General features: G+C 35.1%; 26 protein-coding genes and 1 pseudogene. 17 read left to right on the top strand and 10 right to left on the bottom strand.

Features of this window, described 5'->3' with window-relative positions; translation table 11 throughout:
* Positions 1 to 627: 627 nt before the first annotated feature.
* From AC4BHP_RS10985 to AC4BHP_RS10975, 3 genes are all read right to left on the bottom strand, one after another.
* Positions 628 to 1,137: a DnaA N-terminal domain-containing protein gene (locus tag AC4BHP_RS10985; RefSeq protein ID WP_490552243.1), complete on the bottom strand. Its 510-nt coding sequence runs from the start codon at positions 1,135 to 1,137 to the stop codon at positions 628 to 630.
* A 379-nt stretch (positions 1,138 to 1,516) separates the two neighbouring features.
* Complete coding sequence (locus tag AC4BHP_RS10980) at positions 1,517 to 1,738, bottom strand: hypothetical protein (protein ID WP_490552241.1); 222 nt, start codon at positions 1,736 to 1,738, stop codon at positions 1,517 to 1,519.
* Positions 1,739 to 1,973: 235 nt separating this feature from the next.
* Positions 1,974 to 2,135: a hypothetical protein gene (locus tag AC4BHP_RS10975; protein WP_490552239.1), complete on the bottom strand. Its 162-nt coding sequence runs from the start codon at positions 2,133 to 2,135 to the stop codon at positions 1,974 to 1,976.
* Positions 2,136 to 2,778: 643 nt separating this feature from the next.
* Between AC4BHP_RS10975 and AC4BHP_RS10970 the strand changes: the two genes are divergently transcribed.
* The 3 genes and pseudogenes from AC4BHP_RS10970 (at position 2,779) to AC4BHP_RS10960 (ending at position 4,876) form a co-directional block, all read left to right on the top strand.
* Positions 2,779 to 3,390 (top strand): TetR/AcrR family transcriptional regulator, encoded by a 612-nt coding sequence (locus AC4BHP_RS10970; protein WP_490552236.1) that lies wholly within the window; start codon positions 2,779 to 2,781, stop codon positions 3,388 to 3,390.
* 18 nt (positions 3,391 to 3,408) lie between these two features.
* Positions 3,409 to 4,021, top strand: a pseudogene (locus AC4BHP_RS10965) (SpoVR family protein); the annotation flags it as partial.
* 297 nt (positions 4,022 to 4,318) lie between these two features.
* On the top strand, positions 4,319 to 4,876 hold the full coding sequence (locus tag AC4BHP_RS10960) for an Ltp family lipoprotein (RefSeq protein WP_490552234.1): 558 nt from the start codon (positions 4,319 to 4,321) through the stop codon (positions 4,874 to 4,876).
* 717 nt (positions 4,877 to 5,593) lie between these two features.
* On the opposite strand, the gene AC4BHP_RS10955 is transcribed toward AC4BHP_RS10960, so the two are convergent.
* A complete protein-coding gene (locus AC4BHP_RS10955; protein ID WP_066102172.1) occupies positions 5,594 to 6,118 on the bottom strand; it encodes a hypothetical protein in 525 nt (174 codons plus the stop codon).
* Between the two features lie 498 nt (positions 6,119 to 6,616).
* Here AC4BHP_RS10955 and AC4BHP_RS10950 point away from each other — a divergent pair, with 498 nt between their 5' ends.
* Both AC4BHP_RS10950 and AC4BHP_RS10945 read left to right on the top strand, forming a co-directional pair.
* Positions 6,617 to 7,621 (top strand): DNA/RNA non-specific endonuclease, encoded by a 1,005-nt coding sequence (locus AC4BHP_RS10950; RefSeq protein ID WP_066102169.1) that lies wholly within the window; start codon positions 6,617 to 6,619, stop codon positions 7,619 to 7,621.
* Between the two features lie 450 nt (positions 7,622 to 8,071).
* Positions 8,072 to 8,272 carry a cold-shock protein gene (locus AC4BHP_RS10945; protein WP_066102150.1) on the top strand — a complete coding sequence of 67 codons (201 nt, stop codon included), beginning with the start codon at positions 8,072 to 8,074 and terminating at the stop codon, positions 8,270 to 8,272.
* A gap of 358 nt (positions 8,273 to 8,630) precedes the next feature.
* Here the strand turns inward: AC4BHP_RS10945 and AC4BHP_RS10940 are convergent, their stop codons facing one another.
* Positions 8,631 to 8,927, bottom strand: a complete 297-nt coding sequence (locus AC4BHP_RS10940; RefSeq protein WP_490552230.1) for a TetR/AcrR family transcriptional regulator — start codon at positions 8,925 to 8,927, stop codon at positions 8,631 to 8,633.
* 232 nt (positions 8,928 to 9,159) lie between these two features.
* Between AC4BHP_RS10940 and AC4BHP_RS10935 the strand changes: the two genes are divergently transcribed.
* Both AC4BHP_RS10935 and AC4BHP_RS10930 read left to right on the top strand, forming a co-directional pair.
* Positions 9,160 to 9,360, top strand: coding sequence for a cold-shock protein (locus AC4BHP_RS10935; protein ID WP_066102150.1), 201 nt, complete (start codon positions 9,160 to 9,162; stop codon positions 9,358 to 9,360).
* Between the two features lie 601 nt (positions 9,361 to 9,961).
* On the top strand, positions 9,962 to 10,162 hold the full coding sequence (locus AC4BHP_RS10930; RefSeq protein ID WP_066102150.1) for a cold-shock protein: 201 nt from the start codon (positions 9,962 to 9,964) through the stop codon (positions 10,160 to 10,162).
* Between the two features lie 159 nt (positions 10,163 to 10,321).
* Here AC4BHP_RS10930 and AC4BHP_RS10925 read toward each other — a convergent pair whose 3' ends face one another.
* The gene (locus AC4BHP_RS10925) at positions 10,322 to 11,032 is read right to left on the bottom strand and encodes a YwaF family protein (protein ID WP_066102161.1); all 711 of its coding nucleotides are present in this window, start codon (positions 11,030 to 11,032) and stop codon (positions 10,322 to 10,324) included.
* Positions 11,033 to 11,887: 855 nt separating this feature from the next.
* Between AC4BHP_RS10925 and AC4BHP_RS10920 the strand changes: the two genes are divergently transcribed.
* Positions 11,888 to 12,088, top strand: a complete 201-nt coding sequence (locus tag AC4BHP_RS10920; protein ID WP_066102150.1) for a cold-shock protein — start codon at positions 11,888 to 11,890, stop codon at positions 12,086 to 12,088.
* Positions 12,089 to 12,692: 604 nt separating this feature from the next.
* A complete protein-coding gene (locus AC4BHP_RS10915) occupies positions 12,693 to 13,187 on the top strand; it encodes a hypothetical protein (protein WP_490552226.1) in 495 nt (164 codons plus the stop codon).
* A gap of 189 nt (positions 13,188 to 13,376) precedes the next feature.
* Here the strand turns inward: AC4BHP_RS10915 and AC4BHP_RS10910 are convergent, their stop codons facing one another.
* Positions 13,377 to 15,557 (bottom strand): beta-glucosidase family protein, encoded by a 2,181-nt coding sequence (locus AC4BHP_RS10910; protein ID WP_490552222.1) that lies wholly within the window; start codon positions 15,555 to 15,557, stop codon positions 13,377 to 13,379.
* A gap of 576 nt (positions 15,558 to 16,133) precedes the next feature.
* Between AC4BHP_RS10910 and AC4BHP_RS10905 the strand changes: the two genes are divergently transcribed.
* The 4 genes from AC4BHP_RS10905 to arsC all read left to right on the top strand — a co-directional run bounded on the left by AC4BHP_RS10905 (position 16,134) and on the right by arsC (position 18,372).
* Positions 16,134 to 16,358: a hypothetical protein gene (locus AC4BHP_RS10905; protein ID WP_066102144.1), complete on the top strand. Its 225-nt coding sequence runs from the start codon at positions 16,134 to 16,136 to the stop codon at positions 16,356 to 16,358.
* A gap of 169 nt (positions 16,359 to 16,527) precedes the next feature.
* Positions 16,528 to 16,830, top strand: coding sequence for an ArsR/SmtB family transcription factor (locus tag AC4BHP_RS10900; protein WP_066102141.1), 303 nt, complete (start codon positions 16,528 to 16,530; stop codon positions 16,828 to 16,830).
* A 26-nt stretch (positions 16,831 to 16,856) separates the two neighbouring features.
* Entirely contained in the window at positions 16,857 to 17,948 is a 1,092-nt protein-coding gene (gene arsB / locus AC4BHP_RS10895; RefSeq protein WP_490552217.1) for an ACR3 family arsenite efflux transporter, read from the top strand.
* A 4-nt stretch (positions 17,949 to 17,952) separates the two neighbouring features.
* Positions 17,953 to 18,372, top strand: coding sequence for an arsenate reductase (thioredoxin) (gene arsC / locus AC4BHP_RS10890; RefSeq protein ID WP_139891542.1), 420 nt, complete (start codon positions 17,953 to 17,955; stop codon positions 18,370 to 18,372).
* Positions 18,373 to 18,466: 94 nt separating this feature from the next.
* On the opposite strand, the gene yeiL is transcribed toward arsC, so the two are convergent.
* On the bottom strand, positions 18,467 to 19,129 hold the full coding sequence (yeiL, locus tag AC4BHP_RS10885) for a transcriptional regulator YeiL (protein ID WP_139891541.1): 663 nt from the start codon (positions 19,127 to 19,129) through the stop codon (positions 18,467 to 18,469).
* Between the two features lie 93 nt (positions 19,130 to 19,222).
* On the opposite strand from yeiL, the gene AC4BHP_RS10880 reads away from it, so the two are divergent.
* Together AC4BHP_RS10880 and AC4BHP_RS10875 are read left to right on the top strand one after the other, a co-directional pair.
* Positions 19,223 to 20,374 (top strand): MFS transporter, encoded by a 1,152-nt coding sequence (locus AC4BHP_RS10880; RefSeq protein ID WP_490552209.1) that lies wholly within the window; start codon positions 19,223 to 19,225, stop codon positions 20,372 to 20,374.
* Positions 20,375 to 20,433: 59 nt separating this feature from the next.
* Positions 20,434 to 20,835, top strand: a complete 402-nt coding sequence (locus tag AC4BHP_RS10875; protein ID WP_066102130.1) for a cytidine deaminase — start codon at positions 20,434 to 20,436, stop codon at positions 20,833 to 20,835.
* Between the two features lie 41 nt (positions 20,836 to 20,876).
* On the opposite strand, the gene AC4BHP_RS10870 is transcribed toward AC4BHP_RS10875, so the two are convergent.
* A complete protein-coding gene (locus AC4BHP_RS10870; protein ID WP_148630802.1) occupies positions 20,877 to 22,163 on the bottom strand; it encodes an Ig-like domain-containing protein in 1,287 nt (428 codons plus the stop codon).
* A 331-nt stretch (positions 22,164 to 22,494) separates the two neighbouring features.
* Between AC4BHP_RS10870 and AC4BHP_RS10865 the strand changes: the two genes are divergently transcribed.
* Entirely contained in the window at positions 22,495 to 22,677 is a 183-nt protein-coding gene (locus tag AC4BHP_RS10865) for a hypothetical protein (RefSeq protein ID WP_066102125.1), read from the top strand.
* 115 nt (positions 22,678 to 22,792) lie between these two features.
* Here AC4BHP_RS10865 and AC4BHP_RS10860 read toward each other — a convergent pair whose 3' ends face one another.
* Positions 22,793 to 23,023 carry a hypothetical protein gene (locus AC4BHP_RS10860; RefSeq protein WP_066102123.1) on the bottom strand — a complete coding sequence of 77 codons (231 nt, stop codon included), beginning with the start codon at positions 23,021 to 23,023 and terminating at the stop codon, positions 22,793 to 22,795.
* A gap of 468 nt (positions 23,024 to 23,491) precedes the next feature.
* Between AC4BHP_RS10860 and AC4BHP_RS10855 the strand changes: the two genes are divergently transcribed.
* Positions 23,492 to 23,692: a cold-shock protein gene (locus tag AC4BHP_RS10855; protein ID WP_066102120.1), complete on the top strand. Its 201-nt coding sequence runs from the start codon at positions 23,492 to 23,494 to the stop codon at positions 23,690 to 23,692.
* Positions 23,693 to 24,211: the final 519 nt, after the last annotated feature.

Raw genomic sequence — 24,211 nt, 5'->3', positions numbered from 1 at the left:
GGCAGCATTCCTGCAATAAATGAACAGTGTGGTTAAATATGTGAAACAACATCATTTAAACTATCAATGGCAATAGCAGAATCATCTATAAACACCTTGAGAGGCATCGCATAAGATAAAAAATACCGCCATTGACGGTATACAATCTTCTACTATTAAAATTGGGAGTGGAACAATGGTTGAAACTAATTGACACTATTATTTTTCCTAATTTCGTCACGAATGTCCTTTAGATAATCATTTTTTTGTTTCATTAACTTTATGATAGTACTTGCAACATAAGTAGCAAAAATGAGAATTCCTAAATATATTATGATGGGAATAATTCCCAAGAAATCCAACATTTCCATAAATTAACCCCTCTAAACTATATTTTATTATTATATTATCATATTTATCACAAATTAATCGTTAATAAACTTAAACTCTCAGGGTAGATACAAAATGAGGGCAATCGCTTTTTTATTAAAGGGGAAGGTTAACGAAAAGAGACAAACGGAATCGATGGTAATTTAATCAAACATCAACATTATTGTTTAAAAACCGTGAGCTAGCCTGACACGGTTTTTATCTTTCTAATTCCATTATTCTAGTTGTCTCTAAAGGTCAATAGGCTAACTTACCCCATTATTTTTTAGGATTCAACGGGTCAGGGACAACAAACTTCACATCATGTTCCTTGCATCTGGTGTTACTCAACACATTTTTTACCTTATCTGTGTACCGCTCCTCTAACCAATCTCTTGAGAAAGAATTCGTCGCTGAGACGAAGAGAGTATCTTCTGTTTCTTTGATTAGATACGTATCTCTTAACCAAGCATTGAAACTGGGTTCACTGATGACACCTGATAAGCTTTCTAAAGCTTCACTCCAGATTTCGTTTGTTACCGAATTTAAAGAAGTATCTGTTTTGATTTCTGGATTCACTTTCATATAAGCCGCTAACATCTTATCGAGCAGATATCCAAAATTCTCATAATAGCCAGAATCGATCTCAAACAAGATTTGTTCCTTTTGAGGAAAATCGATTTGCACCATGAATAGCTTGAAGACCGTTCGTACCTCAGCCACCTGGAGAAGTGATGCTAACACATCCTTGTTATTATATATGAGTTCCATCTCTTTCTTCGTAAGCATCCCTTTCCATCCCATCCTTAAGAAATTAATAAGTCAAGTATATCGGAACCAGTGTATAAACTCTTGACGGCTGTATTATTCCTGCATTAACCTTTGTAAATTAGATTGACTCGCCACTTGTAAAATCAAGCTCGCGGAGGATTCTCTAAACAGTATCACTAAGAAGAGGATATTTTTAAGCTTCTTTATTCTGTTAATGCCCCCGTTTGTTTAAGTACGTTTCATCACAAACTTGCTTTATACTCTTCATTCAAAAGCTATAATCACAGATCCTAATAGAAGTAATCTCCTTTGCAGCAGAGAAATAAAGGATAATATTATTAATACTTCTCTAGAAATAAACTTCATAAATATTTGTTTATTTAAAAAAGTTTTTTATCTATTTTAAAAGTTTTTTTACTAAATCTACTATTTCGTTGTAATCGTTATAACTGATTTGTTTATTTTTTGTTAAATCTGTTACTTCAAAATGCCCCAAAGTATGAAGGTAACGTACTCTTACTCTAGGTATATTATTTTTGGTAAATACTTCTTCAATTTCACAATCAGAAAATGTCTCCATAGTTTTCAGTATTTTTAATATGTGATTTGTTGTTGGCATTGCTTCACCTCTTTTATGGTAATGAATGGAAATCCGCTGATACCAAATTAAATGAAATAGTGTGTCTGATTATAATCTATCCAATGACCTATCGACCAAGGCCTTCAAACGGTGTAACAATCAAATAAAGACTACCCATTAATCCTTTTATTATTAGTAATAATTTGTTGCGTTTAAATATGAGTTCATTCAATAAAAAAGAGTTGAATTTTCTTCAGCTACCTCGTTACTACTCTTACTTCTGGAAAATAATCACAGCTTCATCGCCCGAATATTTAATTTTTAGAATGGTTTTCTCTGAATTGGCTTCCAACCATTCTGCAATACGTTTTGTTTTATTTGGTAAAACACCCCATTTAATAACTTCAATACTTATTAAATTTGCTTTTCCTAACATCTATAATGATCCTTTCTGTCATAATGTACTTCTTATATGAGGTATTACTCTTTAATAAATGTCTATTCCATTCCAGAGTTGAGGTAATTCAACAGTGTTTTGTTTAGGAAGTAGGAATCGAAAATTAAACATAATTGTTTCGATCACTTTCATATAATTGCAGTGGTAAATTTCTGTTTTTGTATTGTTTACCATATCGATAATTTTATAAGAACCAGATGAATAATAAATAATAATAGTTGGAGAGTCATTTTTGCAAAAAACTTCTACGATAGCGGTTTCGCGAAACATATACAAAGTTTTCAACCTAGTTATAAGATAGCAAGTCGAACGCATACGTATAAATCCCCTTCGTATTTTCGATGATAAGTCCCATATATAAATAAGATTGCAAACTATAAACAAAACTTTCTAACAGTTTTTATTTGAATTCTTCCCTTTTATCAATATAAAATGTTAACAGATCTAGTAAACAACACGTGTCGGTTAACATATCATTTATCAGCATTATTATTATTATTATAACTTGATAGTTTTTTTCTTCAATCCACAATAAAACAGATATGTATTAGTATTCAACATTCTGTATAAAAGTGTTGAAAAAAACACGTTAAAAAGATTAAAAAGTCGGGGTGCTTATGTTATGAAACATAAAAAAGAAGATCGGAGAGTAGTCAGAACTAAAAGGGATTTGAAAGATGCCTTTTTTACTTTATTAAACGAAAAGAATGATATCGAAAAGGTATCAATTGTTGATATAACGGAAAAAGCCAATTATAATCGAGCAACTTTTTATGTCCATTATCTGGATAAACAATCATTAATCGACGAAATTATTGATGAAACACTCGATGGTTTTCTTGCCGCCTTTAGAGAGCCTTATAAACAAATAAAAACTCTCGAATTAGATAAGGTTTCCATACAAGCAATTCAAATATTCAAATACATTGAAGGTAATTCGGAAATTTTCAGATTGTTATTTACTAATAAGGCATTTAAGGGGTTTAATAAAAAATTCAGTAGTGTACTGGAGGAATTATTCCTAACTGAAGTAAGCTACTTCGACAATCAATCCCAATATTTTGAAAAAATTAACAAGGAATTATTTGTTCGTGCACAGTCTTACTCTATGATAGGAATTATCTCCTATTGGGTTGAACACAATTTTATCTATTCAGCCGATTTTATGAACGAACAACTACTAATGATTACTAGGTATTATGATTCAACTAAGATAACGTTTGTTAAACCATGAAATATATAGAATTTCTGCCAACGCATCCTCCGCGAACTTGATTTAACGAGCGGGGAATCAATCGAATTTGCAAAACTCAATGCAGGTGTGGTACAGCCATCACGAACATGTATTAACCGTTATCACTTGGGTATCAAGATGTTTGAGGATATCGAAGAACGATATAACAACCCAGACGAAGAGATGAAAAGGCGCGGGGTTAAACCAAATTCAGGCCGTGAAAAAATGTTTGAAGTGCAGGAGATTGAATCGGATATTTCCTTCCTCCGCAATTACCTCACAAAGGATTTAGTCATGCGTGAGGATATGTATCTGTTCCAGAAAAAAGGGCGCGATTATAAAATCGTCGATAAGGAATGGAAAGCGGTACGAGATCAGCTCGTTGGGATGCGGGTCAATGGAGGGTTCCCGTACATTACGGTGAATGATGGGGATTACTTGAAAAATGGAGAGCTCTATTTGAAACACTGGTTTGAAGATATCGAGCTGGATGTGAAGTATCTGGAGAAGGTTTTGCCGCATTTGCATTATTTATTTATGGGGTCGCACAGTTCATATGGAAACGGTGTTGGAAGGTAAGGGGATTTTGTTTAGTTATGATGGGAAGAGTGTGAGTCGGAAGTATGTGTGAGTGATGAGAAGAAGCCAATCCAAGATTGGCTTTTTTTGCAGTTAGGGATAACCAGTATTTCTCTTTCTTAATTTTGCTTTATTTAAAAATATTCATTCACAAACTTTTTCATATTATTTTTCTTTTAATATAGGAGTGCTGCTCTCCATTTGTGACATAAGAAAGCTTGTATTCCAGTACGCCACCATACTTGTGATAAAACAAATGGATAAATTGTGAAAAATAGCACAAACATCGGTAAATAAAGTAAAAATATGCTAAAGTGGTTTATATAGAAAGTATAAAGGAGTGTATATAGTGGGGGCAGTAGAAAAGAAGAAAAAGCCATTTTATAAAAAATGGTGGGTTTGGTTAATTGCAATCATATTGATTATAGCAGTGGGTACTTCTGAAGAAAATGAGGAGAGTAAGGCTGTTGATTCTTCTGATGTAAAAGAAACAAATGTAGTTAATGACACTAAAAACAAAGAACAAGAAAAAGAAGAAACAACTACTAAAGAAGTAGCAAAAGAAGAACCGAAAGAAGAAGCAAAAACTGAAAAAGTAAGTGTTTCAAGAGAATTTAGTTCTGCATTGAAAAAAGCAGAACAGTATGCTGAGAGCATGCATATGTCAAAGAACGCTATATATGACCAATTAGTTTCTGAATATGGAGAACAGTTCCCTGCTGATGCAGCTCAATATGCTATTAATAATCTTGAATTTGATTGGAATGCAAATGCATTAAAGAAAGCAAACTCTTATGCTGATGATATGGATATGTCAAAAAGCGCTATATATGACCAATTAGTTTCTGAATATGGAGAAAAATTCACTCCAGAAGAAGCTCAATATGCAATAGATAATCTAGAGTAATAGAATAATTTTTTTGACTAGAGTAGCAGTTTTGCTACTCTTTTTGTTAGGTGTTACAGGCATTATCCATCCATAGCAGAAGATGATTTGCATAAGATTATGAAACTAATTATAGATAAAGTGTGAAAAATAAAAGGTGAAAACTTCATTTCTGTTAATTTTATGGATAATGTTTGCTACGAATGATCCTGTATTGCAGGTTTGGCCGGTAAACCCGACTATGAGGAGCGGGGTGAGGTGAACCTGGATATGGTACGCCATTGATCAAACAGGGAAAAACCAGTTCATGGTCAAAGCAGACTGGGTGGATTCTGTGTGACCTGGTTCCAATTCGCCAGGTAGATCACGAAAAAAACGATGCTGTTTCATGAGAGTAATTTCTAGTGTTCATATGTGTGTTAAAGTAGAAGCCAATCAGCGATTGGCTTCCTTTTTATTGTTAAGTATAATATTTCGAAATTGAATGAGTTATCTAATGGTAATAAAACGATTTTTTGACTTTTTAACTTAATTGGTTTCGGTATCTATTTTTTTATTTCGATATATTCTTAGAGGATATTTCTTTACATTTAATATCTCCTTCTTCTTGGTGAGATTGTGGCTGTATCAATTAAGCAAGGAAGATTCTTAGAAGAAGAGAGACTGGAGTTGTTTTGTCTAAAGATTTCAATGGAACATTACAGGAGGGTTGAGCAAGTAAAACCAGCTATTGCTGGTTTATCTTCGTTTCCTTCGCCAAATCCACACGTTTGACAAGAGAAGTAATCCTGCAATGGTACCAGCAATTCTTTGATCGCGGCTTCGGGTATATTCTAAAAAGTCATCTGCATCATAATCTGCCAGTTCCCCGTTTGGAAACTTTTCCACGTCCGTTGTCAGCTTCGGCCATTCATCTGTTCGTCCGCACGGATCAACCTCAATGTGTAATCCTTTTTTATGTCCGTAAATGAGGTAGATTCCGCCTTCTTTGAGAGTTTCTTGTAACCAATCTCCGATCATGTCTTTCACTTTAACCCTAGGTTTCAGTTCTCCTTTATAGACCGTGTCCACTTGGATAATGTAACTGTCTCCATTTCGCTCCTTTACCATCCCTTTAAATACGAAATCGGCGTTCTTGAAAGCTTTTTCCGCGCGTTCAGGTTCCGCGCAGCTCAAAGCCTCTCCCGTAGTGGGAAAGGACAGGCTCCCTAGCAGAAGGAACAGAACCAATCCAAATCCTTTAGCCGTTCGCCAACTGTTCATACTGCTCATCCTCCTCTTATAATCCACATAACTTTAATTCAACTGGTATTTCGAAATAACCTTACCGTAAATTTGTTATTTATAAAGAATATTATTTAAAATTTTGAGGTAGTTGTTTTTATATTTCTTTATTTCAAGCAGGCTATATAATTATTTTAATGGATAAATCTTGAAAATGGAGCTGCATTCTTAAAAATGCCATTCAATAGGAAGAGATAGATGAAGAACATTTTGTTAATTGGACTTCTCTTGCTGGGATTACTCGTGAGCCACATATTAGTAAATATCCAGCCAAAACGCACAATATTTCGCATATGAAATCTGCGTGCGTTTTTTTGTTGTGATTTATTTTTCTTTATTTAATTTATATGCAGCGAATCCTAAATCAAAAATCGTGGAAATGAAAGGCAAATGAAAACGAAAGTAAAAATAGAATAGTATTATGTGATAAAATATTTACTTACATGTTATTAACGTTAATTATAGGGGAGTCCTAGAATGAAAAAGAAAATAAACTATATAATCTCACTTTTAACGATTATTTTTTTGGTGAGTTGTTCGAATGCTGATGATACATCTATTACAGATGTAGAAAAAGAATCACAAGAAGTAACCACAGTTAATACAGAAGAAAATAGTCAAAAAGAAGAAAAAGAAGAAACTACCCCTACGGTTAGTGATGAACCAGCAGTAGAGGAACAAGTAGTTGATGAACCGGTAATAGAGGAAACAAAAAACCAATCAAAGGATGAACGGTTCTCAGGATACAAACGGATTGAAGTTGATGGTGGCGATTTGTCTGGATATCGTGAAGCTAACGTTGTCGTTGACATTGGCTTTGGGGATCGTGAATATTGGGCATTTACGAATGAATACGGCCAATTAGTGCGGGTCATTGCTGACGAAATTATTCTGCAAGATGATCGTAGCGAACCTGTAACATCATCTGGAAGATACTACTCTGATGAGGCGAAAGTTCCTGGTGTTGAGAGTGATAATTTAGATGAAGGACATATCATCGCTGATTCTCTCGGCGGGGTATCGAATGCTTATAATATTACCCCGCAGGATAGTACACTCAACCGACATGGTGACCAAGCTTATATGGAAGATGCGATTCGTCGTGCGGGTGGAGCTACTAATTTCGAAGCAATTATCACCTATCCGAATACGAAAACACAGGTCCCTTCCCATTACCAGTATTCCTATACTATAAGGGGTAACGAGATTGTGGATAAATTTGACAATGTAAACCCTGATGAAGTAAACGCATCGCTCGGTTTAACAGAAAGTAAGCCTTCTGATTCAACTAGTTCAAGTAATTCTAGTAGTTCAACTAGTTCAAACACGAAAGGTGATATTTCTAGTGTTGATGTGAATGGTAATGGACAAGTGACAATTAAAGAAGCAAAAGATGCAGGTTTCAGTATGCCCATAACAAGTGACCATTGGTTATATCCTTATATGCGCGATAACGATAATGATGGAATGGTAGGGGAGTAACACTTTTAACTCTGAGACAAACTAGATGAACGAGAGAATAGTTCTTCGTTAAAGATCTATAAGCTTGGGATATCCCAAGCTTATTTTTTATTAATAGGTTTACTCAATCATTAGCTATTTTTGTTAGGAAAACGGATGGTATTTGAGCTGTGCTTTATATTTGATGTCTTTTTTAGAGGATAAGGATAGGGAATGTGAACGAGGTATTAGAGGATGCTACTATATGACGATAGGTTGTGGTGATGGTTCTGCTACTATTACACAAGAATAAACATCCAAGTATGAAAGGTGAGCGACGTATTATTTGCTATTTATAAAATTACCTGTTATTGTTAAGAAGAATTATTTTTGTTCGGTTTCAGATTGAGAAGAGATTTTGATTTTCGTCTAAGGTATTTGAGCAAGGATAGTAACACATTGTGTGGATATCCACACTAGGAGGCAACAATTATGGAACAAGGTAAAGTGAAATGGTTTAATGCAGAAAAAGGTTTTGGATTTATCGAACGTGAAGGCGGAGAAGACGTATTCGTACATTTCTCAGCTATCCAAAGCGAAGGATTCAAATCTTTAGACGAAGGTCAAAGTGTAACGTTTGAAGTAGAACAAGGACAACGTGGCCCACAAGCTACAAACGTTCAAAAAGCTTAATAAGAGCTAATGAAAGACCCTGCATATGCAGGGTCTTTTTTTGTTTTTAAATCAATTTGCGCAATAAAAAAGCCCTATTCAAGAAATGAATAGAGCTTAGACAACAAAAGAATGAAACTGTATAGCAAATGGTAGGCTAAGTATAGCACAGTGCTTGAATAATCCCTAATTTAAACTTGCTTAATTGCAAAGGGAGTATTTTTCTAATCTTTTTTATGAATACAATAACTGCTAGCTTCCTTAAAAATCCTTCATTAAACATTTAATAAGGTAACAAAAGTTTCCTTCATCACTTCTTCAGATGGACGGTCTCCACTTTTTACATATTTAGTTGACATTCCATATAGGATCCAACTAATCATAATGCTATGCAAGTCTGCTTTTTCATTTGACGAAGAGGGGTACTTTTTTTTAATAAATCTTTAAATACCCTTGCGAGTTCTTCTTTTATGATAGTTTCAATTTTGGGTGTAAATGCTTCATGTGAAGTTACATCTTTTAATATTCCCTGCAACACATCTTCACTGATGACTGTTTCCAATAAGTCATATTTATCAAAGAAGTGATAATAAAACGTTGCGCGATTAACAGTTGCTCGTTGCGTAATGTCTTTTATAGTAATATCCTTGAAATCCTTCTCAATTACTAACTCCATAAATGATTCCATAATTCTTTAGACATTACGAAGCAGTATATTGCACAAGGATAACCATCCTATTATGAAAGGTGAGATCGTATGGTTTGCTATTATTGGAATTACCTGTTATTCTTAAGAAGAATTATTTTTGTTCGGTTTCAGATTGAGAAGCGATTTTGATTTTCGTCTAAGGTATTTGAGCAAGGATAGTAACACATTGTGTGGATATCCACACTAGGAGGCAACAATTATGGAACAAGGTAAAGTGAAATGGTTTAATGCAGAAAAAGGTTTTGGATTTATCGAACGTGAAGGCGGAGAAGACGTATTCGTACATTTCTCAGCTATCCAAAGCGAAGGATTCAAATCTTTAGACGAAGGTCAAAGCGTAACGTTTGAAGTAGAACAAGGACAACGTGGCCCACAAGCTACAAACGTTCAAAAAGCTTAATAAGAGCTAATGAAAGATCCTGCATATGCAGGATCTTTTTTTGTTTATAAAAAATTTGGTCCATAAAAAAGCCCTATTCAAGAAATGAATAGAGCTTAGACAACAAACGAATGAAACTAGTATAGCACAGTGCTTGAATAATCCCTAATTTAAACCTACTTAATTGTAAAGGGATTGTTTGTATTATTTTTTTACGATGCAGTCACTAATCTACTGAAAATCCTTCTTTAAACATATTTAATAGAATTTCCTTCATCACTTCTTCCGATGGCCGATCGCCACTATTTATATATTTAGTCGACATCCCATATAGGTCCAACTATCCTCTAGTGATGAGCAGCTAACCAATCAGGAGTCAGAGCGAGAGACCACTGGCTTTTTAGCTTTAGAACATTTCCAAGCAGTATATTGCACACGGATAAACATCTTATTATTAATGTTGAGCGTCGTATTATTTGCTATTTTTAAATATACCTGTTATTCTTAAGAAGAATTATTTTTGTTCGGTTTCAGATTGAGAAGCGATTTTGATTTTCGTCTAAGGTATTTGAGCAGGGATAGTAACACATTGTGTGGACATCCACACTAGGAGGCAACAATTATGGAACAAGGTAAAGTGAAATGGTTTAATGCAGAAAAAGGTTTTGGATTTATCGAACGTGAAGGCGGAGAAGACGTATTCGTACATTTCTCAGCTATCCAAAGCGAAGGTTTCAAATCTTTAGACGAAGGTCAAAGTGTAACGTTTGAAGTAGAACAAGGACAACGTGGCCCACAAGCTACAAACGTTCAAAAAGCTTAATAAAGCTAATGAAAGATCCTGCATATGCAGGATCTTTTTTTGTTTTTTATTCAATTTGGTCAACAAAAATCCCTAATCACGGGCATATTTCCAACTCTCCAAATCTTATATGAATTTAACGAGTAATAAAAAAATTACCTAGTAAAAGAAGTAACGATTTTAATGAGTTGAGAAATCATTAGTCTCTTTTAATCGTTGAAGCTTATTCCATGGTAAATACATCAAAACCCATAAAATAACAATCATACAAGCTAAACCAAATATGTACCCGGGATTCCCAAGTACCTTTTCAAGCGGAACAAGTGGGGAACCAGGTGAGGGGACATTTAAAAACATAAAGTTTGTATCCCATATTTTATTTAATGGATAGATAATTGATCCTGTCACAGCTAAAAATAGGACTGAACCTACTATTCTTTTTTTATTTGGTTTTACAATCCCAGCGTATAACACCATGACACAATACATAACAAGTGCAAAATGAAAAATAAAGCTAAATAAACTCATAAATTCATAAATCGGGCGATGTGTCCAGTTACAAAATAATAAAGCTGCAATTGCACCAGGTAAGAATAAGTTATAGAGCTTTTCACCAATTATTAAGCTATTTGTATAGGCATGATATAAAATCGCAAAAATCGCAAAACTACATAATTCAAACGGTAGATAGTCAACTGTAAATTCATTTCTGTTAATCAAATAGATATTCTTAATTATCTCAAATAATAAAATAAACCATGCGATTCTTCGTTGTACAATACTCTGACTTTTGGCATCTAATTTATTGAAATGCTTACTAACCTTGATAACGGTCAACGTTATTATAATGAGCCATGCAATATGATATGGTCCAAATAATGAAAATCCCATTTTTCTACCTTCCTTTTTATTTCATGAAGAAACCATTTTGGCGTAAGCGCAAAATGGCTGGATTTATTATGATGAATATTTCGTATCTGTTTTTTCTACTAAATTATTGATATCCAAACTAATATAAGTGCCACGAATAGCACCCTAAGAAGAACAACACTATAAACTATTAATGACTTCATGGCTAAAGAATAAGTCTCCATTTTCACCATTGGCAATACGGCTGTCATAAAAATAATCCCTAATATTAAAATAGCAATAATCGGCACGACAAACAATCGGTTGGAATTTTCTAATTCTTTCAATATCTACCTTTCCTATTAATGAACAAGATGTCTATATATACTCTACATGGGAATGATCATTGGTGAGAATATATTTTATACAGGATTACTTTGAATCTCAAGATTAAGTCAGACTAGGGGATGAATCTGTTTAAATTCCCTTAGAATGAGAGTAAACCATTATCTTAGCCGAAGGAAATGTGGCTTTTTCCCTCGTTATTGGTGTCTTAACCATTAGAGAATACCCCCTCACCATTGGTCGAGGAGGTATCACCACTTATTTTTAGGATAACCTCTCTCCGTCGCAGGCAAATTATATTTTTTTGCGAAACGGGTTATATCATGTGGTTGCTCATCTTGAATGTTTCAGAGTATATATTGCATCATAGATAAATATCCAATTATAAAAGGTGAGGTCGTATAGTTTGCTATTATTGGAATTACCTGTTATTCTTAAGAAGAATTATTTTTGTTCGGTTTCAGATTGAGAAGCGATTTTGATTTTCGTCTAAGGTATTTGAGCAGGGATAGTAACACATTGTGTGGACATCCACACTAGGAGGCAACAATTATGGAACAAGGTAAAGTGAAATGGTTTAATGCAGAAAAAGGTTTTGGATTTATCGAACGTGAAGGCGGAGAAGACGTATTCGTACATTTCTCAGCTATCCAAAGCGAAGGTTTCAAATCTTTAGATGAAGGTCAAAGTGTAACGTTTGAAGTAGAACAAGGACAACGTGGCCCACAAGCTACAAACGTTCAAAAAGCTTAATAAGAGCTAATGAAAGACCCTGCATATGCAGGGTCTTTTTTTGTTTTTAAATCAATTTGCGCAATAAAAAAGCCCTATTCAAGAAATGAATAGAGCTTAGACAACAAAAGAATGAAACTGTATAGCAAATGGTAGGCTAAGTATAGCACAGTGATTGAATAATCCCTAATTTAAACCTGCTTCCTTGCAAGGGGTTTTTTATCAAATCTTCTATCCCACTTTTGGCTCTATTTATTAGTCACGTGGACATCTTCTAATGTTTCCTCATCCAGTGAATAAAGGGACTTCCAACCGAATTATTATGCTCTGAATACGGAAAAGGCAACTCCTTCTTACACATTATAATCATAGCGCCTGATTTTCCCTCAACAAAATAATTTAATAAGAGGATTTCTTATTTCTATTTATTTACAGAAAATTCATTTAAAATAATATCAAGGTTTAACTTGAATTTTATAGTAGAGGGAGTCTTTGGTGTTGAAGCATATATTTGCATTTGAGAAAGAAGAGGATTTTCAGGAATACAAATATTTGATTGAGAGGTTTTCCAAAAAACATAAAAGGCTATCAGCTTGAATTAGTAAATCATTGTGAGCTCAAAGAATTGCCAAAAGGAGTTGTATGGACAACAGATGAACTAGCCACAACTGTTTTTTCCAATATACCGATCCCAGCCTTTACAAATAAAGATCTCATTTATCTTTCTCCTGATTTGGTAAGCTGGAGGAGGTTATTTCTTACACAATTAGAGGGAAAGAAACATTCTAAAATAGAAGACTTCTATACTAATATGTCTGAAAACCATATATTAACTATACTTGGACACGAATTAACCCATCACTCCGATTTGTTTTTGGATGAATTTGATGATGAGAGAGAGAACAGTATTTGGTTTGAGGAAGGAATGTGTGAGTACTTATCAAGAAAATACTTACTAACTGATACAGAAAATAAGCAGATTACAAATATTGAGATAGAATTGATGGGTCTGTTTAAGCACAAATATGGTAACCATTCGTTAGAGGAGTTCGGAAGTGACAGTTATCAAGGGAGTTTAACAGTATTATGTTCGATTACTGGCGAAGCTTTCTTGCAGTAAAGTATTTGGTTGAAGAGGTTGCTAATAATGACCCCAAACAAGTTTTGAAAGAATATCATAAATGGCATAACGAGGGAAGAAAAAAGCCTTTAATAGAGTACTTCCATTTGGAAAACTTATTTTAAGAGCAAGAAAAAAGGATTGAATCTTATTGTTGATTCAATCCTTCTAACTATTAATTAATATTATTTATTCAACGACTACTGTTTCTTTGTATGGAGTATCTTCGCTGGATGTACCAAGATATACAGTGTACTCGCCAGGTTTCACCACGAAATCGTGTTCGTAGTAGTCCCATACACCCATTGGATGGTTCGTAGCAGTTGGGTCAATCGTGATGCTAACTTCACGTGACTCATTAGGCTCTAGGTAAACTTTTTGGAAACCAACAAGACGCTTAGGTGGCTGTCCTTGGACAGGAATACCTAGATATACTTGAACAACCTCAGCTCCAGCAACTTTTCCTGTGTTGGTTACGGTCACCTTTACCGTAATCGGGGATTTGCCATCTGTTTGTGATGGTGTTACTGAGAATTCGGAAAGCTCAAAGGATGTGTAGGATAGACCGTATCCAAACGGGAATAATGGCTTAATTCCTTGGGATTGGAACCAACGATAACCCATGTTAAGGCCCTCAGAATATCGGATAACTGGGAAGCCATTGCCTTCATCTGTACCAGGATAGCGCTCAGGTCTGCCTGCGTACAAAAGATCATCCTCAGAAGCTGCGTATGTGGTAGGAACTTTACCGGATGGATTTACAACGCCAAAGAGTAAATCGGCAACGACGTGACCATCTTCAGTACCTTGGTTCCATGCCTCAAGAACAGCTTTAGCCTTTTGGATCCATGGCATCATGACAGGGCTGCTGTCTTTCATGACTACAACCGTTTGCGGGTTGATATCCAATAGTTCTTCGATCATACGATTCTGATCATTTAGCATGTTTGGACTAGGTAAATCAAAACCTTCAGAGGCAACTAAGCCGGCCATTAGAATAACCATATCAGCTTTAGCAGCAGCTTCTTTGGCTTCGTCAAGATTTGAAAGATCTTTAGCGACAGTAACCTTGCTGACTGACGTGTGTGAACCAAGACCTTTAAGGACATTTTGCATGCCTTCTACCGGTGGTACCGTGTAGAGCGGAGTAACCTTGGATGAACCGCCACCACCGTTGCAGGCGTCATCCACGTACTCAGATTGACCAATGATTACGATGGAGTCATAAGCTTTCGGATCAAGTGGAAGCATTTCACCTTCATTTTTCAGAAGGACAGCAGCCTGCGAGCCAATTTTACGAGAAATGGCGCCATGGCCTTTTGCATCAATCTCACCAGGATTGTAAGGACGCTCGAATTGACCGAAACGGAACATTTGCGTATAGCGGCGAACCAATGCACGGTCAACAGTTTCAATCTCGAGGCTAGTATCCTGGAGTGCATTCTTGACGTTTGTCTCATTCAGCCATTTAGCATCGGGCATCTCATGGTCCATACCGGCGTTCAATGAAGCGGCAGCAGAACGGCAAGACCAGAAGTCAGATTGTACATAGCCTTGGAAGCCCCACTCGTCACGAAGAATATCGTTAAGGAGGTAGCGGCTTTCCGTTGCGTAAACACCGCGAACACGGTTGTAGGCGCTCATCATTGCGGCAATGTCACCATCTTTAACTAACATTTCAAAAGGAAGTAGGTAAAGCTCGCGCAATACGTGCTCATCCAACTCAACACTTGTGCGGAAGCGCTCGTACTCCTGGTCGTTAACAGCATAATGCTTACCCATAGCGATAACATCATGCTCTTGAATCGCTTTCGTAACCTCAACGCCCATTACGCCAGAAAGGTATGGATCTTCAGAGAAATATTCAAAGTTACGTCCAGCAATTGGAGTTCTGTGTAGGCAAACCCCTGGTCCTTCTAGTACGTGCTGACCAAGTGTAGCCGTCTCAGAACCAATGATATCCCCGTACTCACGCGCTAGCTCCGGATCAAAGCCGGCAGCAAGTCCGATGGTCATTGGCAAGGCTGTAGCAGGCGGGCTTGGGTGTCCGTCACCCATACCTACACCGACAGGACCGTTTGTAATACGGAAACGAGGTATTCCTAACTCATCAATGCCTTTTACATGGCGCTGTACTTGAAGCTGTGCCATAAGCTTGTCTTGCTCCTCAGGAGTCATGGCATTCATTTCATCCATAGATGGCATATCGTAGATGTTGATGGTCGCCATCGCACCGTGAAGCTGAGCAATCTTCTGCTCCAATGTCATTGCAGCTACAAGCTTTTCAGCACGCTCACGTGGTGACAATGACTTGTCCATCCATGGAAACTGTCCATTCTTTTCTGTATCAGTAGTATGTTGATTATTCATGTTGAACACTCCTAACACAATATTTTTATAAAAATAAACGTATTATTTCTAATACTTTTTATCTGATAGTCTAAACCGCTTACATATTTAAGATAACCAGATAATTCTATAAAATCCTAAGTAAAGCAAATGAGACTTCCTTTGTTAGATCTGCGGAATTCTCTTTTATGATTTGGTTTCAATGTGTAAATTATATTTTTTTTATCATTCTTTTACTCGTACTATTTTTGTTTTATTAGTAGATATTTTAGTTATATGCTATTTATTAAAGTGGAAAATCGAATAAATGAGTTTTGATGGTAGAAGTCTTCGTCAAAAAAGCAAACGGATGGGTTAGTAGTTATAAAGATTGTAGATGGAAATCTTTGTTTCTGGTTTTATATATTATAAGGACAACTAGGGCAGTGGTTATGAGAAAAAAGTCTAATAGGGTAAACAGAGAATCAAAATATTAAACTACCTCTTGAAGAAAGGGTTAAATGATACTAAAAGATATATAGTAAAGATAAGAAAAAGACGGAACTCATAATATCGTGATTGAGGAGTATTTCTAATAACATATAAGGGGACGGTAATTTGAGTTTATTACAAAAATGGTTTTATTGGCTACTTGCCTTTATATCAATCATTGTTTTTCTATTACATAATATGGGTCCCTATACGGGGCAGTTAAGATTAATCGCCTATATACTGTTTACTATTCTTTGTGCAGCTTTGCTTATTAAAAGTAGAGAGTCAAAGGCAAAGATAGCAGGAATCATTGTGTTTTACCTGGTTATTGGTATAGGTGGATATTTTTAATAAGAATACTGCTAGTCGAGAAGAGATTTTACTTATGGTTTTGGAAAGTTGAAGCAGTAAGCTGGTGATACTTTAGCTTACTGTTTTTTATTTTCTTGATTTTAATTATTAAGTCATATAATATAAGTAATGTCTTATATAAGCGTTTGGTTATATAAAGGAGGTATATATGAATACAATTGAGCAAATGGCTCAGCAATTAAAAGCAGTCAGTGACCCGAATCGGTTAAAATTATTGGCTTGTCTGAAAAAGGGAGAGGTATGTGTTTGTGATTTTGTGGATGTTCTTCAAATTTCCCAGCCTGCAGTCAGCCAACAAGTGAAAAAGTTGAAAGATGCAGGAATTATTCTGGAAAGAAAAAAAGGCACATGGAAACATTTTCGCCTAAATGAAACTCAACAGCCGTATATTCAGGCAATCATTGACCAGCTGGAGCCAATTAGTGTGAAATGCTGTTCATCAGATTGTTAAATCAACAAAAAGTGGGGGAGAACCAGATGGCAGAAAAAAGTGTGACGAAAAGGCTGTCTTTTTTAGATCGATATTTAACGGTATGGATCTTTGCAGCCATGGCAGTGGGTATTTTAATTGCGCTGTTAGTACCTGATTTTAAAACAATGTTAGATACTATGTCCGTAGGGACGACATCCATTCCAATTGCTATTGGATTGATTGTAATGATGTATCCGCCATTGGCAAAAGTGAAGTATGAAGAGATGTGGCGTGTATTTAAGGATTGGAAGGTATTATTGCTATCCTTATTCCAAAACTGGTTGCTCGGTCCGGTTCTAATGTTCTTCTTAGCAATTATCTTTTTACATGATTATCCTGAGTATATGGCCGGCCTGATTATGATTGGTCTTGCGCGTTGTATAGCTATGGTTATTGTTTGGAATGATCTGGCTCGCGGGGACCGAGAATATGTAGCTGGACTTGTCGCTTTTAACTCTGTATTTCAGATTCTATTTTATTCGGCATTTGCCTACTTTTTCTTAAATATCTTGCCAGGCGTATTTGGGTTGGAGAATTTTACTATTGTCATTTCGATGTGGGAAGTTACAAAAAGCGTTCTCATTTATTTAGGTATTCCTTTTATAGCAGGAATGGCAACACGATTCATTGGATTAAAATTAAAAGGGGAAAAGTGGTATCAAGAATCTTTTTTACCTAAAATCTCTCCTCTTACACTTATTGCTTTATTATTTACGATTGTGATGATGTTCTCCTTAAAAGGAGATAAAATTGTTGAACTCCCATTGGATGCCATTCGAATTGCTATACCATTGCTCATTTACTTTTTAATCATGTTTGCTGTATCATTTTTTGCTTCAAGAAAAGCAGGAGCATCCTATCCTGTAACGGCATCGTTATCCTTTACAGCTGCGAGTAATAACTTTGAATTGGCAATTGCAGTTGCGGTTGCTATGTTTGGGATTAATAGCGGCGTTGCTTTTGCAGCTGTTATCGGTCCATTGGTGGAAGTTCCTGTTTTGATTGCACTTGTAAGTGTAGCACTGCGCTGGGAAAAGAAATACTTCCATAGGAACAAAGTAGAAACGTCTGAACAAAAGTTCAATCAGGGGGAATAATTTAATGCCAAAGAAAAAAACACTTTATTTTTTATGTACAGGTAATTCGTGTCGCAGTCAGATGGCGGAAGGGTGGGCAAAGGAAATCCTGCCTGACTGGAATGTCAAAAGTGCTGGACTTGAAGCCCATGGATTAAATCCGAATGCAGTGAAAGCGATGCAGGAAGTAAATATAGACATAACTAATCACACTTCAGATGTGATTGATCCGGATATTTTAAATCATGCAGATTTGGTCGTAACTTTATGTGGGCATGCAGATGAACATTGCCCAGTAACACCGCCCAGAGTAAAACGAGTTCATTGGGGATTTGATGATCCGGCAAAAGCGGAAGGAAGTGAGGAAGAAAAATGGGCATTCTTCCAAAGGGTACGCGATGAGATAAGGGATCGGATTGATTGGTTTGCTAAAACTGGGGAATAAGCCTGTTAATTATTAAAGATAATGTAATGAAAAAAGCTAATCATTTAGATTAGCTTTTTTTACTTAGGCAGTGAATTGGACAACATATGTATCATTAATCAATTTTAGCTAATTCCTGAAGCCGCTCCCTATCCAAAATGATATAGCCACGATCATATTTTTTTATAAGATTTCCCTTACAGAATTGTGAGATAACATGTAATAAGTGACGGTAGGAAACTCCTAAATATTCACTGACTTCTGTGTGTTTTTCTTTGTAAAAATCATTTTCAGCTGACATTAAAATAAATGAAGCTAACCGATTTTCGAGCGGATAAATTTGAGTTTGGACAGATTTAAATGAAAGATAATGTGTTTTTTTGCTTAAAAATATGGACAAATGCCTCAGGAAAACCGGATCTTCTAATAATTGATTTTTACATATATGCATGGGAATAGCTAAACAGACCGTTTTTGTTGATGTTTGGACCCCTATAGAATATTGCTCTACTCCCAATAATTCGAGTTCGCCAATAAGTGACGGTGCTTCAATAAAATTAAGGAGAGATACTTTTCCGTTTTCAAGCGTGATATATAGTTTCGCTTTCCCTTCAACAATAAGGTATAGATACTCTGGTATAGAACCTTCTTTGTAAATGAATTCACCACGCTCAAATTCATGGACTTGAATAAATGGTTTTATCGAGACACTGGAAAAGGGTTGGATACTGTTTAAATCAATATATTGGCTGCGCAATGGTTCAGATAAAATCTGCACTTTTTTCCTCCAAATTATTAAAAAATATGAGATATCTCACATTATTGTAAGCGTGAAACATGCTATGATGCAATAAGTATGGAGGGAGAAAGAATGAACAATCCGCGTTGGTTTTCACAGAACTTTTTTTTATTTTTTATGACATGGGGTATATTTTTACCTTATTGGACAGGTTATCTTGTACAAGGAAAAGGATTGACAGTATCAGAAGCAAGCTTAATTATGGGATTTGGATTGGTGGTACGAGGGCTATCAGCGCTCTTTGTTTATCCAATCGCCTCCAGATACTGGAGTGCTCATAAAGTCGCTTTCCTTTTAATTATCTGCTCATTAGCAGTGACAATCCTATATATACCATCGACATCATTTACTTCCCTATTTGTTGTCACTCTTATTTTTAGTGCCTTTTATCCAACTTTACTTCCCGCAGTGGAAGGTACTGCTAGTATTTTAATGAGACAGGGGGATGGGGCATATGGAAAAGCTCGCTCATATGGCTCTCTTGGATTCATTGTCTCTGTGCTAGTAATTAGTATAGTTACTGGGTATTTTGGGGATAGTGGGATTTTATGGGCAATGATGTTCATGCTTGTTTTAATGCTTATCAAGTATATTTTACCTAGCCCGGATATACTAACTGAAAAACCGATCAAAAATGAAAGTAAAAATACAATGAAAATGAGCAGCTTATGGAAGATTAAAAGCTTCTCAATTGTTTTGCTAATCGTATTTTTACTTCAGGGTGCTCACGCATCTTATTATAATTATGGCTATATTTATTTACAGGATTTAGGTGTAAACACATACTATATCGGTATGATCATTAATATTGCTGTTATTTTTGAGATCATCTGTTTTGCGAAGGCTGATCATCTGTTTAGAAAATGGCAGCCATCTTCTTTATTATTGGTAGCTGCTGCTGGATCAACTCTGCGCTGGTTATTGGTAGCTGTATTCCCGAATGTTTGGATTTTCATGTTATCGCAGAGTTTGCATGCACTATCCTTTGCTTTGGCACATTATGCATTTATCCTTTATATAACAAACTCGCTGCCAAAAGAGCAAAATTCCAATGCACAAGGTGTATACTCGGCTTTTGCTATGAGTTTTAGCACAGCGATATTGACACTGGCAGGAGGATTTTTATATGATATTTCTCCAGGACTCTCTTTTGCCGGAATGGCTATTTTTACATTGCCAGCAATTATAATCATTTTAGTGACAAGAAGAAAATATCGTTATTAATTTGGTACAATCGTATAAATGAGTGTCTTTTCAATTTATTGTAATTGGAGATGATCTAGATGGTAAATAAAGAAACATTATTGGAAAGTGCCCGTGCTGTAAAATCAAATGCTTATATGCCGTATTCTCAATTTCCTGTTGGGGCTGCCCTTTTACTTAAAGATGGAAGTATTATCAATGGTGTAAATGTTGAAAACGTATCTTTTGGTGCAACAAACTGTGCAGAAAGAACAGCCATTTTTACGGCAATTACAAAAGGTTATCAAAAAGGTGATTTTCAGGCGATAGCTATTTCAGGGGCCACAGAGGATTATTTACCGCCTTGCAGTATTTGCAGACAGGTTTTAGTTGAATTTTGTTCTCCTGACATGCCAGTTTATTTAACGAATGCAAAGAAAGAATGTAAAGAATTGACTTTAAAAGAATTAGTGCCATATGCTTTTACAGAATTAGATATGTAATGAATGCAATGACAAGAGAGAGCCACCTGGCTCTCTCTTATTTATTCAATGGAATCTGCAATTACTAATGGGAGTGTAATATCCCATCCTGCTTGAGATGTATAAGTAAAGGAACCGTTTACTTCACCATAAATAGTGACAACGTCTTCATCAACAAAATCTGTATAACCGAGGTAAGCTACATAAATAATATCAGATACAGACCAGCCGTAAGAGGTTGGAGTAATAGAAAGACGAATTGCAGTCATTCCATCACTTTCCATTATTTGAACAATTTCACCTCTATATTTTACATATTCACCTTTGTAGCGGTCAGGGTTTTTATTCAGCTTGTCAAAACTAATGGTTTTAGCATTTGCTCTCTTAGCTTGTGCTTCTTCTTTTGCTGATAAGGTTCTTGTAAAAGCCACTTCTTTTGTTTGTTCCTTGAAATTTTCTTTAGTAGCTTTTATGGTGTATTTATATTCACCTTTTTCTTTTGTATTTACATTAAAGGAGAAAGTCCCATCTTTTCCGGCAGTAGCTTGATCCAGCTTTTTTTCATCCTTCATAATCGTTACTGTTGCACCAGGTTCTGTTTTACCTTTAATCGTATAGGAAGGTGCTTGTATCTGGCTATCATTTGTAACAGTAAGAGGAATATTAGGGATTGTTCTGTTTATGGAAATGTTCAAATGTTCTTCTGTATATCCCTCTTTATTAGCATCTACAACATAGTTGTAGGTACCTTCAGCTTTTGTATCAAGTTTGAAGGAAAATGTGCCATTTGCATCAGCGGTAACTTCTCCATTTTTTGTGCCATCTTTATTTAATATGACGGTTGCCCCAGGTTGTACGGTGCCTTTTAAAGTATAAGAAGGCACTTCTATATGACTATCATATGAAATATTCAAATCGATAGGTGGATACGCTCTCACTACTTCATACTTTAACTCTTTACTATACTCTTCGTTATTGGCATAAATGACAATTGGGTTTTCTCCTTCCTCAAGTACCACATCAGTAGAAAAGCTGTCTTCTTTGATAGTTACAGTTTTACCATTAACCTTTAATTGATCAGCATGTTCTACAGTACCTTTAATAGTGATAGTATCCTGAGTAGTTTTCACTTCTTCAGGTATTTCACTTGTTACATTCAGGCTGATTTCCATAGGAATAGGGTTTACAATGGATTCAATGATAAGAAAAACAAAGGAAGCTAGAAAGCAGCCACCCGCTAGAATTAAATTCTTTTTACCTTTCCCATTCTTCTTGATAAAGCCAATAATGGATAATATCAAAAAGGCTATAAAGGCAATAATTAAGGCTAGTACAAGAAAAACCAACATTTTGCACACCTCCAGATATTATTATTATATTGTTATAATTAATTTACCCGTTCTAGTAGACTATAAATATGGAAAAATATTCAGGGTGTCCTAAATGCAAAATAGAGGAAGAATGTATTAGAATCAAGGGGGAAATTAGTCCATTGTTCACCAATACCTTTGTAACCAACATTTTTTTAAATATGGTACTTTGTATTTGACTTAAGAAGCTTGAATTCGAAGTGTACTGCAGCTCTTAGTAAAGTATAATAAATTGTTGCAATAATTTTATGAAACAGAAGATGGACAGGAATTATTTATCGAATTTTAATTGATCGCCAGGAGTTATTTAATGAAGTTATTTAGATTAAACAGACCGTTTAAGGGATTTAAAAAAGAAACAGAGTTTTATTTGATTGCAGAATCTGAATTTATTGGTGTTAAGGAGTTTGTATTAAGAACGACGGATTTAAAAAAAGTGATATCTGTAAATGAAAGCGAATATCTAAAGAATTTTACTCAAGTAAAGAACTAAATCTTTGGTTGTTAATTTTACGAGATTTAGATCTACAGTGGAAAGGTCCTTTTTACTGGTCTTTATAGGATACCAATTTATAAAAAAAGATAAAAGTCAGCCTGTCTGCTGACTTTTATATAGAAGCTGATTTTCTGTTGGATAGTTCATTTAATCTTTGTAAGACATAATCATTACCTTTATTTAATTCGGATATTAGTTCTTTTAATTTTCTCGCTCTTTTATATTCCTTGATTTTATAATAGTATTCAGAGGAATCTGTAGCCGAGTCAACCGCCTTTGCAGCCTTTAAGATTTCTATATTAATCATGCTTTTTAAGCTTGTATTTACGATAGTTTCCTTCATAATAGTCACCTCATAGTTTTCTTGATTTTATACTAGCATAATATTTTTTTGATTCTGTATATCTAACATACCTGTTAGATACTTATGGTCTTCTTGTTAACTTCCAATCAATTTGTTATTTTCTGAAAATACAGAAAGGATAATAAAGAAAATGGGGAATATATCAGCCTTGATTTATGGATATAATCTAGAACAGGAGCAGATGAAACTGTGAATAAATAAAGATAATTACCCATTCTCTAGTATGAGGAGTATTAAAGCAGGATTTTTTATATTTGTCTTGAAATAATTTTAAGTAGTTTCTATCATTTAGATTCTAAAATTTGCTAATTTTTATAAAGCATGTTATTCTTAAGAAGAATTATTTTTGTTCTAAGCAGATTGAGAAAAGATTTTGTTTTTCGTCTAAGGTAATTTGAGCAAGGATATTAATACATTGTGTGATATACACACTGGGAGGCAACAAACATGGAACAAGGTAAAGTTAAATGGTTTAATGCAGAAAAAGGTTTTGGATTTATCGAACGCGAAGGCGGAGAAGATGTATTTGTACATTTCTCAGCAATCCAAGGCGAAGGTTTCAAATCTTTAGACGAAGGTCAAAGTGTAACATTTGAAGTAGAACAAGGTCAACGTGGACCCCAAGCTACTAATGTTCAAAAAGCATAATAGCCAAAGCTATTAAGAAAGACTCTCCCTTGAGAGTCTTTCTTTGATTTAATAACGAAATAGGCATTCTGAAAGGCTCTATTCCATATGGAATAGGGCCTTTATTCAGCCATATGCTCAACAAGTAAAATGTACAAATGGAACTTAGTGTAGGATAGGATATACTAATCCCCTTTAGGTATTTTAGGAGTTCGTATATCTCTTTAATAGAAATATACGAATAATTGGATATGCTGTAAGGCTTTAAAACTTCTTGTTGTTAAAACAAAATGACATTATCAAAAAGTAATCTGGAATATTCTAATATACAGATTTTCAAATCTTTTCACCTATCTTATCAACTGTTTACCAGTGCTGAAGAAAAAATGGATATTGTTAATTTGGACATCTCTAAATGAATAGTTTTTTTTACCCAATAAATAATATAAAGCAGAAATTTTAATTACTTCAAAGGTATATAGTATAATGATACTAATTCTTAATATTAATAAAGGAAGTCCCCATTTCAAATAAGCCTAG

It is taken from the genome of Pradoshia sp. Z4_20, from assembly GCF_058216035.1.
The sequence above is the reverse complement of the archived record's forward strand: the minus strand, read 5'-3'. Positions and strand labels throughout refer to the sequence as shown.

Bases quoted from the DNA above. Each gene is read 5' to 3' on its own strand.
- AC4BHP_RS10975 (WP_490552239.1), bottom strand. From the start codon at position 2,135: ATGTTAGGAAAAGCAAATTTAATAAGTATTGAAGTTATTAAATGGGGT.
- AC4BHP_RS10855 (WP_066102120.1), top strand. From the start codon at position 23,492: ATGGAACAAGGTAAAGTTAAATGGTTTAATGCAGAAAAAGGTTTTGGA.
- AC4BHP_RS10930 (WP_066102150.1), top strand. From the start codon at position 9,962: ATGGAACAAGGTAAAGTGAAATGGTTTAATGCAGAAAAAGGTTTTGGA.
- AC4BHP_RS10900 (WP_066102141.1), top strand. From the start codon at position 16,528: ATGAATACAATTGAGCAAATGGCTCAGCAATTAAAAGCAGTCAGTGAC.
- AC4BHP_RS10945 (WP_066102150.1), top strand. From the start codon at position 8,072: ATGGAACAAGGTAAAGTGAAATGGTTTAATGCAGAAAAAGGTTTTGGA.
- AC4BHP_RS10985 (WP_490552243.1), bottom strand. From the start codon at position 1,137: ATGCTTACGAAGAAAGAGATGGAACTCATATATAATAACAAGGATGTG.
- AC4BHP_RS10870 (WP_148630802.1), bottom strand. From the start codon at position 22,163: ATGTTGGTTTTTCTTGTACTAGCCTTAATTATTGCCTTTATAGCCTTT.
- AC4BHP_RS10925 (WP_066102161.1), bottom strand. From the start codon at position 11,032: ATGGGATTTTCATTATTTGGACCATATCATATTGCATGGCTCATTATA.
- arsB (WP_490552217.1), top strand. From the start codon at position 16,857: ATGGCAGAAAAAAGTGTGACGAAAAGGCTGTCTTTTTTAGATCGATAT.
- AC4BHP_RS10950 (WP_066102169.1), top strand. From the start codon at position 6,617: ATGAAAAAGAAAATAAACTATATAATCTCACTTTTAACGATTATTTTT.
- AC4BHP_RS10880 (WP_490552209.1), top strand. From the start codon at position 19,223: ATGAACAATCCGCGTTGGTTTTCACAGAACTTTTTTTTATTTTTTATG.
- AC4BHP_RS10875 (WP_066102130.1), top strand. From the start codon at position 20,434: ATGGTAAATAAAGAAACATTATTGGAAAGTGCCCGTGCTGTAAAATCA.
- AC4BHP_RS10920 (WP_066102150.1), top strand. From the start codon at position 11,888: ATGGAACAAGGTAAAGTGAAATGGTTTAATGCAGAAAAAGGTTTTGGA.
- arsC (WP_139891542.1), top strand. From the start codon at position 17,953: ATGCCAAAGAAAAAAACACTTTATTTTTTATGTACAGGTAATTCGTGT.
- AC4BHP_RS10940 (WP_490552230.1), bottom strand. From the start codon at position 8,927: ATGGAGTTAGTAATTGAGAAGGATTTCAAGGATATTACTATAAAAGAC.
- AC4BHP_RS10910 (WP_490552222.1), bottom strand. From the start codon at position 15,557: ATGAATAATCAACATACTACTGATACAGAAAAGAATGGACAGTTTCCA.
- AC4BHP_RS10860 (WP_066102123.1), bottom strand. From the start codon at position 23,023: ATGAAGGAAACTATCGTAAATACAAGCTTAAAAAGCATGATTAATATA.
- AC4BHP_RS10980 (WP_490552241.1), bottom strand. From the start codon at position 1,738: ATGCCAACAACAAATCACATATTAAAAATACTGAAAACTATGGAGACA.
- AC4BHP_RS10955 (WP_066102172.1), bottom strand. From the start codon at position 6,118: ATGAACAGTTGGCGAACGGCTAAAGGATTTGGATTGGTTCTGTTCCTT.
- AC4BHP_RS10935 (WP_066102150.1), top strand. From the start codon at position 9,160: ATGGAACAAGGTAAAGTGAAATGGTTTAATGCAGAAAAAGGTTTTGGA.
- AC4BHP_RS10970 (WP_490552236.1), top strand. From the start codon at position 2,779: ATGAAACATAAAAAAGAAGATCGGAGAGTAGTCAGAACTAAAAGGGAT.
- AC4BHP_RS10865 (WP_066102125.1), top strand. From the start codon at position 22,495: ATGAAGTTATTTAGATTAAACAGACCGTTTAAGGGATTTAAAAAAGAA.